The 12,068-nt window shown below is 52.3% G+C and carries 10 protein-coding genes; 7 read left to right on the forward strand and 3 right to left on the reverse strand.

What is annotated here, in order from left to right; all coding sequences use genetic code 11:
- Window positions 1-71: 71 nt before the first annotated feature.
- Both HVZ52_RS00070 and HVZ52_RS00075 read left to right on the forward strand, forming a co-directional pair.
- Entirely contained in the window at window positions 72-1,691 is a 1,620-nt protein-coding gene (locus tag HVZ52_RS00070; protein ID WP_047415679.1) for an alpha-glucoside-specific PTS transporter subunit IIBC, read from the forward strand.
- Window positions 1,688-3,010 (forward strand): 6-phospho-alpha-glucosidase, encoded by a 1,323-nt coding sequence (locus HVZ52_RS00075; protein WP_019078008.1) that lies wholly within the window; start codon window positions 1,688-1,690, stop codon window positions 3,008-3,010. The genes HVZ52_RS00070 and HVZ52_RS00075 overlap by 4 nt, the downstream gene beginning before the upstream one ends.
- Here HVZ52_RS00075 and HVZ52_RS00080 read toward each other — a convergent pair.
- Complete coding sequence (locus HVZ52_RS00080) at window positions 3,007-3,900, reverse strand: AraC family transcriptional regulator (protein WP_029139706.1); 894 nt, start codon at window positions 3,898-3,900, stop codon at window positions 3,007-3,009. The two genes, HVZ52_RS00075 and HVZ52_RS00080, sit on opposite strands and share 4 nt — an antisense overlap.
- 167 nt (window positions 3,901-4,067) lie before the next feature.
- Here HVZ52_RS00080 and HVZ52_RS00085 point away from each other — a divergent pair, with 167 nt between their 5' ends.
- From HVZ52_RS00085 to HVZ52_RS00105, 5 genes are all read left to right on the forward strand, one after another.
- Window positions 4,068-5,783: a solute:sodium symporter family transporter gene (locus HVZ52_RS00085; protein WP_046276207.1), complete on the forward strand. Its 1,716-nt coding sequence runs from the start codon at window positions 4,068-4,070 to the stop codon at window positions 5,781-5,783.
- On the forward strand, window positions 5,780-7,273 hold the full coding sequence (locus tag HVZ52_RS00090) for a sulfatase-like hydrolase/transferase (RefSeq protein WP_046276199.1): 1,494 nt from the start codon (window positions 5,780-5,782) through the stop codon (window positions 7,271-7,273). The genes HVZ52_RS00085 and HVZ52_RS00090 overlap by 4 nt, the downstream gene beginning before the upstream one ends.
- Before the next feature lie 98 nt (window positions 7,274-7,371).
- A complete protein-coding gene (locus HVZ52_RS00095) occupies window positions 7,372-7,719 on the forward strand; it encodes a DUF202 domain-containing protein (RefSeq protein ID WP_016157812.1) in 348 nt (115 codons plus the stop codon).
- Entirely contained in the window at window positions 7,709-8,071 is a 363-nt protein-coding gene (locus HVZ52_RS00100; protein ID WP_019078012.1) for a DUF202 domain-containing protein, read from the forward strand. Before HVZ52_RS00095 ends, HVZ52_RS00100 begins: the two co-directional genes overlap by 11 nt.
- On the forward strand, window positions 8,068-9,180 hold the full coding sequence (locus tag HVZ52_RS00105; RefSeq protein ID WP_160312099.1) for an anaerobic sulfatase maturase: 1,113 nt from the start codon (window positions 8,068-8,070) through the stop codon (window positions 9,178-9,180). Before HVZ52_RS00100 ends, HVZ52_RS00105 begins: the two co-directional genes overlap by 4 nt.
- Before the next feature lie 12 nt (window positions 9,181-9,192).
- Here HVZ52_RS00105 and dsdA read toward each other — a convergent pair whose 3' ends face one another.
- Window positions 9,193-10,515: a D-serine ammonia-lyase gene (gene dsdA / locus HVZ52_RS00110; protein ID WP_103928770.1), complete on the reverse strand. Its 1,323-nt coding sequence runs from the start codon at window positions 10,513-10,515 to the stop codon at window positions 9,193-9,195.
- Window positions 10,516-10,532: 17 nt separating this feature from the next.
- Window positions 10,533-11,870, reverse strand: coding sequence for a D-serine transporter DsdX (gene dsdX / locus HVZ52_RS00115; protein WP_016157809.1), 1,338 nt, complete (start codon window positions 11,868-11,870; stop codon window positions 10,533-10,535).
- Window positions 11,871-12,068 lie beyond the last annotated feature (198 nt).

The following is a 12,068-nucleotide window of genomic DNA, read 5'->3' on the forward strand; positions in this document are numbered from 1 at the left end:
TTCTCGTATCAGGCCAGCAATCACTACAAAAAAGGCCTCTCCCCTACTGGTTGTTATATGAGGATGTGAAAATGCTCAGTCAAATACAACGCTTTGGCGGCGCGATGTTCACCCCGGTGCTGCTGTTTCCCTTTGCCGGTATCGTCGTCGGTATCGCTATTATGCTGCGCAACCCGCTGTTTGTGGGTGAAGCGCTTACCGATCCCAACAGTTTGTTCGCACAAATCGTTCATATCATCGAAGAAGGTGGCTGGACGGTATTTCGCAATATGCCGCTGATTTTCGCCGTTGGTCTGCCGATCGGTCTGGCGAAACAGGCTCAGGGGCGCGCTTGTCTGGCAGTACTGGTCAGCTTTCTTACGTGGAATTACTTCATCAATGCCATGGGCATGACCTGGGGAGATTTCTTCGGCGTGGATTTTAGCGCAGACCCGACGGCAGGTAGCGGCTTAACGATGATGGCCGGGATTAAAACACTTGATACCAGCATCATCGGCGCCATTGTCATTTCCGGTATTGTTACTGCCTTGCATAACCGTTATTTCGACAAACCCTTGCCAGTATTTCTCGGTATTTTTCAGGGAACATCGTTTGTGGTGATCATTGCCTTCCTGGTGATGATTCCCTGTGCCTGGCTGACGCTGCTGGGTTGGCCAAAGGTGCAGATGGGGATTGAATCTCTGCAAGCTTTTCTGCGTTCTGCGGGTGCGCTGGGGGTATGGGTTTATACCTTCCTTGAGCGTATTTTGATTCCGACCGGGCTGCATCACTTCGTCTATGGTCCATTTATCTTCGGCCCTGCGGCGGTGGAAGGCGGCATCCAGGTCTACTGGGCGCAGCACTTGCAGGAATTCAGCCAAAGCACAGAGTCGCTGAAAACGCTGTTCCCGGAAGGGGGTTTTGCTCTGCACGGCAATTCGAAAATCTTTGGTTCATTAGGTATTGCTCTGGCGCTTTACTTCACTGCCTCTCCGGAAAACCGGGTGAAGGTGGCGGGATTATTGATCCCCGCTACGCTAACGGCCGTGTTGGTTGGGATTACCGAACCGCTGGAGTTCACCTTCCTGTTTATCTCGCCCTTGCTGTTTGCGGTACACGCCGTGCTGGCGGCCTCCATGGCGACGGTAATGTATCTCTGCGGCGTGGTAGGCAATATGGGTGGCGGCCTGCTTGACCAGTTCTTGCCGCAAAACTGGATCCCAATGTTCCACAACCATGCCGGAATGATGTTCACCCAGATAGCGATTGGCCTGGCCTTTACCGCGCTCTATTTCACCATCTTCCGCACGCTGATCCTGCGCTTCAACCTGAAAACGCCGGGCCGGGAAGATAGCGAAATCAAACTCTACACCAAAGCTGACTATAAAGCCGCGCGTGGGCAAACCACCGCTGCTGCGCCAGACACCAAACTGGGGCAGGCGGCCGGTTTTCTGCAAGCGTTAGGCGGCGCAGGCAATATCGAAAGTATTAATAACTGCGCCACTCGCCTGCGGATTGCGCTTCACGACATGGCGAAAACGCAAAGCGATGACGTCTTCAAAGCGCTGGGTGCACACGGTGTTGTGCGTCGCGGCAATGGTATTCAGGTCATTGTTGGTTTACACGTCCCTCAGGTACGCGACCAGCTCGAAACGCTAATGAAATCTACTTTATCAAACGAACAGATCCCCATGACGGAGGCAGTATCATGAAAAAATTCTCAGTGGTTATCGCAGGTGGTGGTAGTACCTTTACGCCGGGCATCGTGTTGATGTTGCTGGCAAATCAGGACCGTTTCCCGCTTCGTGCGCTGAAATTTTATGACAACGATGGCGCGCGTCAGGAGGTGATTGCCGAGGCGTGTAAAATCATCCTCAAAGAGCAGGCGCCGGAGATAGAGTTTAGTTACACCACCGATCCCAAAACTGCGTTTACCGATGTTGATTTTGTGATGGCACATATCCGCGTGGGTAAATACCCAATGCGTGAACAAGACGAGAAAATCCCATTACGTCACGGGGTGTTAGGCCAGGAAACCTGTGGGCCGGGCGGGATTGCCTACGGCATGCGATCTATTGGCGGTGTGCTGGAACTGGTGGATTATATGGAAAAATATTCACCAAACGCCTGGATGCTTAACTACTCTAACCCGGCGGCAATTGTGGCTGAAGCCACGCGTAGACTGCGTCCAAATGCGAAAATCCTCAATATTTGCGATATGCCCATCGGTATTGAAGGACGGATGGCGCAGATCGTCGGCCTTAAAGATCGTAAACAGATGCGCGTGCGCTACTACGGGCTGAACCACTTTGGCTGGTGGACATCAATTGAAGATCTCCAGGGTAACGATTTGATGCCGAAGCTGCGTGAATACGTGGCGAAGCATGGTTATGTGCCGCCATCGAACGACCCGCATACGGAGGCGAGCTGGAACGATACCTTCGCTAAGGCGAAGGATGTGCAGGCGCTGGATCCGGACACTATGCCAAATACCTACCTGAAATACTATCTGTTCCCGGATTACGTGGTCCAGCACTCCAATCCGCAGCGTACCCGTGCCAACGAGGTTATGGATCACCGCGAAAAACAGGTGTTCGGTTCCTGCCGGGCCATTATTGAGGCGGGCCATTCTGCGGCCGGTGAACTGGAGATTGACGAACATGCTTCCTACATTGTCGATCTGGCGGCGGCCATCGCCTTTAACACTCAGGAGCGGATGCTGCTGATTGTGCCAAATAATGGTGCGATTCATAACTTTGATGATGAAGCGATGGTCGAGATCCCATGCCTGGTGGGGCATAACGGCCCGGAGCCGCTGACGGTGGGGGATATCCCGCAGTTCCAGAAAGGGTTGATGAGCCAGCAGGTGGCGGTTGAGAAGTTGGTGGTCGATGCCTGGGAGCACCGCTCTTACCAGCGTTTGTGGCAGGCTATCACCCTGTCGAAAACCGTGCCGAGTGCGTCTGTAGCTAAAGCGATTCTGGATGATTTGATCGACGCTAACAAAGAGTACTGGCCGGAACTGCGCTAACCCAGTTGACCGGCATCCTCTGGGTGCCGGTCCGCATGTTTCAATACCGCCGACGGCGCATAGCCAAATTTGTGTTTAAACGCCTTGCTGAAATGAAACGAGTCAAAGAAGTTAAGTATATCAGCGACCTGCCCGACCGTATTTCCCTCCTGCTTTAGCAGCGATAACGCCAGTTCCAGCCGCGCATCCAGATAGTATTCTTTCGGTGTTTTTCCGGTATAGCGTAAAAAAAGACGACGTAGCCAGGCTTCGCTACAGGGGATAGTGGCTGCCATATCCGCCACGCTCCACCGTTTTTGTAGACTGGCATGTAGAGTGGCAATCAGTTTTTCAATCTGTATTCGCTGTGGGTCTTTTTTACCTTCGGCGTAAATAAGACAAATCCATTGATAAATTATTTTTGTGAGAAAGGCGACTGCCAGATTATTTTTTATTGAATCTGGGGATGTAATTAATCGCGAAACTTCGGTCAGCTCATGATTATAAATATCACCATTATAAATAATGCTTTGTTGTCGTAGCGGAATATCCATTACGCTGGTTGGTGTGAATTCCATCCAGTATTGTTCCCATACCAACCCTTCACAGTGATAAGACTGTATATCGGTTGGTTTTAAAAAGATTATACAGTTTCCGGTAAGCGTGATTTGTTCACCGCCTTTAAGAAGGATTTTTCCACAGCCCTGGACGGTGTAGACCGCAACCCATGAATTAGCAATCAGCGGTTTTTTCTTATCACGTGGCCAAATAACCCGATAATGTTCGTCGGCATAGGTGTGCCACAGCGAGATCAATGAAATCCCGCTGGAGATCACACTTTCATGAATCAACAGGGGAATATTGTACGTAGTTTCGTTTTTTACATGCGAACTTTGCATCTTTCCATTCATTTTAATTTCCCACCGGAGAATTATGCCCACAACCTGAACTTAACAGAAAAAATCTGTTCAGGGATATGACGTTTTTATTTTAAGAAATCTGACTGCCTGACCCGGCGCACATTACCTTGCATTCCCCCTACAGCTGCCGGGACATAATGAAAAATAAGGGCTATGAGATGAATACGCTACAAATTCTGAGCTTTGTGGGCTTTACGCTGCTGGTGGCGCTAATCACCTGGTGGAAGGTACGTAAAACGGATACCGGATCGCAACAAGGGTATTTTCTTGCCGGGCGTTCATTGAAAGCGCCGGTGATTGCCGCGTCATTGATGTTAACTAACCTTTCAACCGAACAGTTGGTTGGTCTGTCTGGTCAGGCTTACAAAAGCGGAATGTCGGTTATGGGTTGGGAAGTCACCTCTGCGGTGACGCTTATCTTTCTGGCGCTGATTTTTCTACCTCGCTATCTGCAACGTGGTATCGCTACGATCCCAGATTTTCTGGAAGAGCGTTACGATAAAACCACGCGAATCATTATCGACTTTTGCTTTCTTATTGCCACTGGCGTCTGCTTCCTGCCGATTGTGCTTTATTCAGGGGCGCTGGCGCTGAATAGCCTTTTTCACATCGGTGAATCGCTGAATATTTCTCAGGGTACAGCAATCTGGTTACTGGTTATTTTGCTGGGCCTTGCCGGGATTATTTATGCGGTGATCGGCGGTTTACGTGCGATGGCGGTGGCCGATTCTATCAATGGTATAGGGCTGGTGATTGGTGGATTGATGGTCCCCGTGTTCGGCCTGATTGCGATGGGAAAAGGCAGTTTTTTACAAGGTGTTGAGCAACTGACCACCGTACATGCGGAGAAATTAAACTCAATTGGTGGAGCGAACGATCCGCTGCCGATAGGTGCAGCCTTTACCGGTTTGATTCTGGTGAATACCTTCTACTGGTGTACTAATCAGGGCATCGTACAACGTACGCTGGCTTCCAAAAGCCTCGCCGAAGGGCAGAAAGGAGCATTGCTCACAGCGGTATTGAAAATGCTCGATCCACTGGTGCTGGTATTACCAGGTTTAATTGCTTTTCATCTATACCAGGATCTGCCAAAGGCGGATATGGCATATCCGACACTGGTAAATAACGTGCTTCCTGTCCCTTTGGTGGGGTTTTTCGGTGCCGTTTTATTCGGCGCGGTAATCAGTACATTCAATGGATTTTTAAACAGCGCCAGTACCTTATTTAGCATGGGAATATATCGGCGGATTATTAATCAACACGCCCAACCGGAACAGCTGGTTCGGGTTGGGCGTAAGTTCGGATTCTTTATCGCGGTAATTTCCGTGCTGGTAGCACCGTGGATCGCTAATGCACCGGAAGGACTCTACAGCTGGATGAAACAGCTCAACGGTATTTATAACGTGCCGTTGGTGACCATCATCATCATGGGATTCTTTTTCCCGCGCATTCCTGCGCTGGCAGCGAAAGTCGCTATGGGACTCGGTATCGTCAGCTACATCACCATTAATTATCTGGTGAAGTTCGACTTTCACTTCCTTTACGTACTGGCCTGTACCTTCTGCATCAACGTGGTGGTGATGCTGGTTATCGGCATTATCAAGCCGCGTGCGACGCCGTTTAAATTCCATGATGCTTTTGCGGTAGACATGAAGCCGTGGAAAAACGCCAAACTTGCCTCTGTCGGTATCCTGACCGCGATGCTCGGCGTCTATGCTGGACTGGCGCAGTTTGGAGGGTACAACACCCAATGGCTGACGATTCTCTGCTACTCAATTACGGCGGCAGTGATGATGTATTTAATTTACAGCACCTGGCAGACGCGTCGTTTGGCCACTGCACTTTCTGTCTCTGACGCTAAGGATAAAGCATGACCCGCCCTAATTTCCTGTTCATTATGACTGATACTCAGGCGACCAATATGGTCGGCTGTTATAGTGGTAAGTCGCTGAATACCAATAACATTGATAGCCTGGCGGCGGAAGGTATTCGCTTCAATTCTGCTTATACCTGCTCACCGGTGTGCACTCCGGCCCGCGCTGGGCTGTTTACTGGGATTTATGCCAACCAGTCCGGCCCGTGGACCAATAACGTCGCGCCGGGGAAAAATATCTCCACCATGGGACGCTATTTTAAGGATGCGGGCTATCACACCTGCTACATCGGCAAGTGGCATCTCGACGGGCACGATTACTTTGGTACCGGCGAGTGCCCGCCCGAATGGGATGCTGACTACTGGTATGACGGGGCAAATTACCTCGCGGAACTGACGGACAAAGAGATCGGTTTGTGGCGTAACGGTCTGAACAGCGTGGAGGATTTGCTGGCTAACAATATCAATGAAACCTTTACCTGGGCGCACCGCATCAGTAACCGGGCGATTGATTTCCTCCGCCACCCTGCACGTGATGAAGAACCCTTCCTGATGGTAGTTTCCTACGACGAGCCGCATCACCCGTTTACCTGTCCCGTGGAGTATCTGCAGAAATATCAGGATTTTTATTATGACCTGGGGATGAAGGCGCACGACTCTTTGAGTAACAAACCTGAACATCATCGTCTTTGGTCTGAAGCGATGCCTTCGCCGGTAGGTGATGATGGGCGCTATCACCATCCGCTCTATTTTGCCTGCAACGACTTTGTCGATGACCAGATTGGCCGGGTTATTAATACCTTAACGCCCATGCAGCGGGACAACACCTGGGTCATTTACACCTCCGATCATGGCGAGATGATGGGGGCGCATAAGCTCATCAGTAAGGGGGCAGCGATGTATGACGACATCACGCGAATTCCGCTGATTATGCGCTCGCCTCAGGGAGAATCCATGCAGGTAGACACGCCGGTCAGCCATATCGATCTGCTGCCGACGATGATGGCGCTGGCGGGTATTGAGAAGCCACAAATCCTGCCGGGTGAAAACATCCTTACCGTTGAAAAACCACGCGGTGTGATGGTGGAGTTCAATCGTTATGAGATTGAACATGACAGTTTTGGCGGATTTATACCGGTACGTTGCTGGGTGACGGATGACTGGAAGCTGGTGCTGAACCTGTTTACCAGTGATGAGCTTTACGACAGACGAAACGATCCCGATGAGCTACACAACCAGATAGATTCGCCGCAATTAGCCGATGTTCGCTGCCAGATGCACGATGCGCTGCTGGACTATATGGATAAAATCCGCGATCCATTCCGCACCTATCAGTGGAGTTTGCGTCCCTGGCGTCCTGACGCCGTACCGCGCTGGATGGGCGCTTTTCGCCCGCGCCCGCAAGACGGCTATTCTCCCGTGGTACGCGATTACGACACCGGTTTACCAACCCAGGGCGTAAAAGTGGAGGAGAAAAAGCAGAAGTTCTGACTACAATGCCAATTGGCGCAGATACTCATATTTGCACTTACCTGTCGGCCGGATAAGGCATTAGCCGCCATCCGGCAATGACAGCCAGAGGAGTTTGAATGAAAATTTCCCGCCTTGGAGAAGCCCCGGATTACCGCTTCTCACTGGCAAATGAGCGTACCTTTCTGGCGTGGATCCGTACCGCGCTGGGGTTTCTGGCGGCGGGGGTTGGTCTCGACCAACTGGCCCCGGATTTTGCCACGCCGGTAATTCGTGAGCTTTTGGCGCTGTTGCTATGCCTGTTTGCCGGTGGTCTGGCGATTTATGGCTACCTGCGCTGGCTGCGTAATGAGAGGGCGATGCGCCTGAAAGAGGATTTGCCCTATACCCATAGCCTGTTAATCATCAGTCTGATTTTGTTTATTGTCGCGGTGATTGTCATGGGACTGGTGCTGTATGCCGGATAGCCGTAAGTCGCGACGTATCGCCGATCCGGGGTTACAACCGGAGCGAACATCGCTGGCCTGGTTTCGTACGCTTCTGGGTTATGGAGCGCTAATGGCGTTGGCGCTGAAGCACAACTGGCATCAGGCGGGCTTCCTGTTTTGGGTTTCAATTGTGGTGCTGGCGATGGTGGCAATCGTTCTGTGGCGCTATACCCGCAGCCGTAATCTGATGGATGTTACGCATAGCGATTTTTCTGAATCTCGCGCGGTGCGTGACAAATTTATGATCTCCCTCGCGGTGTTATCCCTCGCAATACTGTTTGCTGTAACGCATGTCCGCCAACTTATTGCGTTTATCGGGAATTTAGCATGACAGGATGTCAGGTCATGGCCAAACCAGCCAGTTCTCGTTGTAACCTGGATTGTCGTTACTGTTTTTACATCGATAAACCCACTCAACCCGAAATGGATGACGCCACCTTAGAGACGTTTATTCGTCAGCATATCACCGCACAGCCGGGGGCTGACGTGATGTTCGCCTGGCAGGGCGGAGAGCCAACCCTCTGTGGCATCGACTTTTTCCGCCGCGTAGTGACGTTGCAAAAACAGTACGGGGAAGGGAAGAAAATCCATAACGCGTTCCAGACCAACGGGATTTTGCTCAACGACGAATGGTGTCAGTTTTTGCACGATAACGGCTGGCTGGTGGGGATTTCGTTGGATGGCCCCGCCGAGTTGCACGATGCTTATCGTGTTAACCGCAGCGGAAAACCGACTCACCATAAGGTGGTGGACGCCATTGCCAGGCTCCGTAAGCATCAGGTGGAGTTCAATCTGCTGGTAGTGGTTAATTCTCTGAACAGCCAGCGACCAGGACAGATGTATCGCTACCTACGCCAGCTTGGCACGCCTTTTTTGCAGTTCATTCCGCTGGTTGAATATGATGAAGACGGCGAGCTTACCGCCGAATCCGTCCCGCCTCAGGCGTGGGGAACCTTCCTGAATTCCGTCTTTGATATCTGGGTCAGAGAAGATATTGGCCGCGTATTCGTCCAGTTATTTGATTCAACTCTGGGCGTATGGTGCGGACACCCGGCGCAGATGTGTTCACTAAGCTCCACCTGCGGACATGCTTTTGCTCTGGAAGCGAATGGCGATTTGTATCAGTGCGATCACTATGTTCACCCTGATTTTCGCCTGGGTAATATTCATCGCACGTCGTTGAGTGAGCTCAACGCCAGCCCGTGGGCAGCGGCGTTTGGTCAGTCCAAGAGAACCACGCTGAGCGCGGAATGCCAGGCGTGTTCGCTATTACGCTTTTGCCATGGCGATTGTCCAAAGCATCGCGACAGCAGTGGAAAGAGTGCGATTTGCGGCGGATACAGCGCTTTCTTCAATCATACCGCGCCGCATATGCGCGTGATGCGTGACCTTCTGAAGCAACATCGCTCACCGATGGAACTGATGGCGATGCTGCGTTAAGTTCAGCGGCGTTTAACGTCCTTTGGCCAGATACTGCGCCATTTCGGCTTCCGGCACCATGCCGCCGCCGGTCGCCCACACCAGGTGGGTGGCGTTATTGAGCTGCTCCGCGCTGAAGCCGTGCATTTGCTGATAGTCAGCAGAAGCGCAAACGTGCTGCGGACCGGCCATCCCGGCCAGCGCCGATGGCTCAAGGCGAATGCCTTCTTCCTGCGCCAGCCAGCCCAGCATGTCGTACATAGTCTGATCGTCCAGGGTGTACAGACCGTCGAGCAGACGTTCCATTGCTCGGCCAACAAAGCCGGACGCGCGGCCCACCGCCAGCCCATCAGCCGCTGTCAGGTTATCGATACCAATGTCCTGCACAGAAATCGTATCGTGCAGCCCGGTATAAATCCCCAGCAGCATGCACGGTGAATGGGTAGGTTCTGCGAAGAAGCAGTGCACGTTATCGCCGAATGCCAGCTTCAGGCCAAACGCCACCCCGCCAGGCCCACCGCCGACGCCGCACGGCAGGTAAACAAACAGCGGATGGTCGGCATCCACCACGCGCCCCTGCTGCGCGAACTGCGCCTTCAGACGCTCGCCGGCTACCGCATAACCTAAAAACAACGTGCGGGAATTTTCATCATCGATAAAGAAACAGTTCGGATCGGATTGTGCCGCCTTACGGCCCTGCTCAACCGCCACGCCATAATCTTCTTCATACTCCACGACCGTCACGCCGTGGCTGCGCAGTTTGGCTTTTTTCCATGCGCGAGCGTCGGCAGACATATGAACCGTCACCTTAAAACCGATACGGGCGCTCATAATGCCGATCGACATCCCAAGGTTGCCAGTGGAGCCTACGGCGATGCTGTACTGACTGAAGAACTGTTTAAACTCAGGCGAAAGCAGAATGCTGTAATCGTCTTGTGTGGTCAGCAGACCGGCTTCCAGCGCCAGTTTTTCCGCGTGGGTTAGCACTTCATAAATACCGCCACGCGCTTTAATTGAGCCGGAAATCGGTAGATGGCTGTCTTTCTTCAGCAGAATTTCGCCGTTGATGCGCTGCCCATACTCTTTTTCCAGCCGCTTTTGCATCGTTGGGATCGCGGCCAGTTCAGATTCGATAATGCCGCCGGTGGCTGCGGTTTCCGGGAATGCCTGCGCCAGATACGGCGCGAAGCGCGTCAGACGAGCGTGGGCATCCTGAACATCGTGCTCTGTCAGGCCAACATACGGTAAACCTTCCGCAAGAGAGGTAGTGCCAGGGTTAAACCAGGTCGTCTCCTTGAGAGCGACCAGATCTTCCACTAAAGGATGCTGGGCGATAAGTGTTTGAATGTTTTCCATAGTCAGTCTCTTTGCGCTTAGATAATAAAGGAAAGCAGGAATGTGCAAACCAGTGCAATAACGGACGCGATAAATGTCGCGGTCGTATAATATTTGAACGTCTCATTTAGGGTGGCGCCGCAGTACTGCTTCACCAGCCAGAAGAGGGAATCGGTGACGATCGTGCAGCCAATCGCGCCGGAACCGATGGCAATGGCGATGATCTCCGGGCTAACGTTGGGGTAGAGCGGCAGCATCGGGGCCACGATTGCCGTCGCACCCATCATCGCCACCGTGGCAGAGCCCACCGCAGCATGCAGGATTAACGCCACCAGCCAAGCCAGCAGAATCGGGTGCATATGCATGTTCGAGAGGATCAGCGCGAGAGTATCCGCCAGTCCGCTGCTCTTGAGGATAGCGTTGAATGCGCCGCCTGCGCCGATAATCAGCAAAATGTTAGCAATGGAGCCAAAACCGTTTTCGGTGTGGGTCAGCAGCGCACCCATGCCAATGTGCTGACGCAGGCCGAGAATGTAATAGGCCACGAAAACGGCAATAAACATCGCGGTGATCGGGTTACCAATAAACTCCAACAGCGTATAAACCGTGCTGCCTTTCGCCATGTTCAGCTCAGCGACGGTTTTTACCAGCATCAGGCCAATCGGCAGCAGTACGGTAAACAGCGTAGCGCCCAGCGATGGCAGCGTACTTTCGTCGCGCACCTTGAGGTCGGAAAACTCAGCCGGAACCGGTTTAAACGGCAGACGGTTACCGAGGAATTTCAGATACAGCGGACCGCCGATCAGCGAGGCCATTAAGCCCACCAGTAAGCCGTAGACAATCACGGTGCCAATGTCCGCGCCCAGCTTGTTCGCCACGAACAGGGCGGCTGGATGCGGCGGCACGACGCAGTGTACTGCCATCAGCGCTGTACATAACGGAATCGCCAGCTTCAGTAGCGAGGTATTGGTTTTTTTGGCAATTGAAAAGGCCAGAGGAATCAACAGCACTACGCCGACTTCAACAAACAGCGTGATCCCGCAAATCAGCCCGACCAGTACCATAATGACGTCAGCGGAAAGCCAGCGACAGCGCTGTAGCGTCAGGCCGATACGTTCGGCCGCGCCGGATACTTCCATCATTTTGCCAAGAATGGTCCCAAGGCCGATAACCGCGGCGAGGAAGCCCAGCGTACCGCCGATGCCACTCTCAATGGCATTGACCATATCCAGCGGCCCCATACCCATCATCGTACCCACGAAGAAGCTGGCTAACAGCAGCGCCAGAAACGGGTGGAATTTGAACTTCACGATGGTCAAAACGATTAACACGATGCTTATCAGCAGCGTGCTCACAACCCAGATTTGAGAGTGCATAACTCACCTTGCCCTGTGATTAATATAGGGTTATTGGACAAAAATAAGGCATGGTCTGACAAACGATATAAATCCCCTTTCACATGAGCCAGATTGCATCAAGTAGGTGATTTACGTCTAATTACGCTTTGTTTATGCGATATGGTTCACCTTGATTCATCTTTGTGCTGATTTTTGCAGCGAACTTTTTTACACTCC

The sequence above is a fragment of the Citrobacter sp. RHB36-C18 genome (genome assembly GCF_013814485.1).
Classification (GTDB): Bacteria; Pseudomonadota; Gammaproteobacteria; order Enterobacterales; family Enterobacteriaceae; genus Citrobacter; species Citrobacter braakii.

Bases quoted from the DNA above. Each gene is read 5' to 3' on its own strand.
- HVZ52_RS00080 (WP_029139706.1), bottom strand. From the start codon at position 3,900: ATGAATGGAAAGATGCAAAGTTCGCATGTAAAAAACGAAACTACGTAC.
- HVZ52_RS00105 (WP_160312099.1), top strand. From the start codon at position 8,068: ATGACAGGATGTCAGGTCATGGCCAAACCAGCCAGTTCTCGTTGTAAC.
- HVZ52_RS00095 (WP_016157812.1), top strand. From the start codon at position 7,372: ATGAAAATTTCCCGCCTTGGAGAAGCCCCGGATTACCGCTTCTCACTG.
- HVZ52_RS00100 (WP_019078012.1), top strand. From the start codon at position 7,709: ATGCCGGATAGCCGTAAGTCGCGACGTATCGCCGATCCGGGGTTACAA.
- dsdA (WP_103928770.1), bottom strand. From the start codon at position 10,515: ATGGAAAACATTCAAACACTTATCGCCCAGCATCCTTTAGTGGAAGAT.
- HVZ52_RS00085 (WP_046276207.1), top strand. From the start codon at position 4,068: ATGAATACGCTACAAATTCTGAGCTTTGTGGGCTTTACGCTGCTGGTG.
- HVZ52_RS00075 (WP_019078008.1), top strand. From the start codon at position 1,688: ATGAAAAAATTCTCAGTGGTTATCGCAGGTGGTGGTAGTACCTTTACG.
- HVZ52_RS00070 (WP_047415679.1), top strand. From the start codon at position 72: ATGCTCAGTCAAATACAACGCTTTGGCGGCGCGATGTTCACCCCGGTG.
- dsdX (WP_016157809.1), bottom strand. From the start codon at position 11,870: ATGCACTCTCAAATCTGGGTTGTGAGCACGCTGCTGATAAGCATCGTG.
- HVZ52_RS00090 (WP_046276199.1), top strand. From the start codon at position 5,780: ATGACCCGCCCTAATTTCCTGTTCATTATGACTGATACTCAGGCGACC.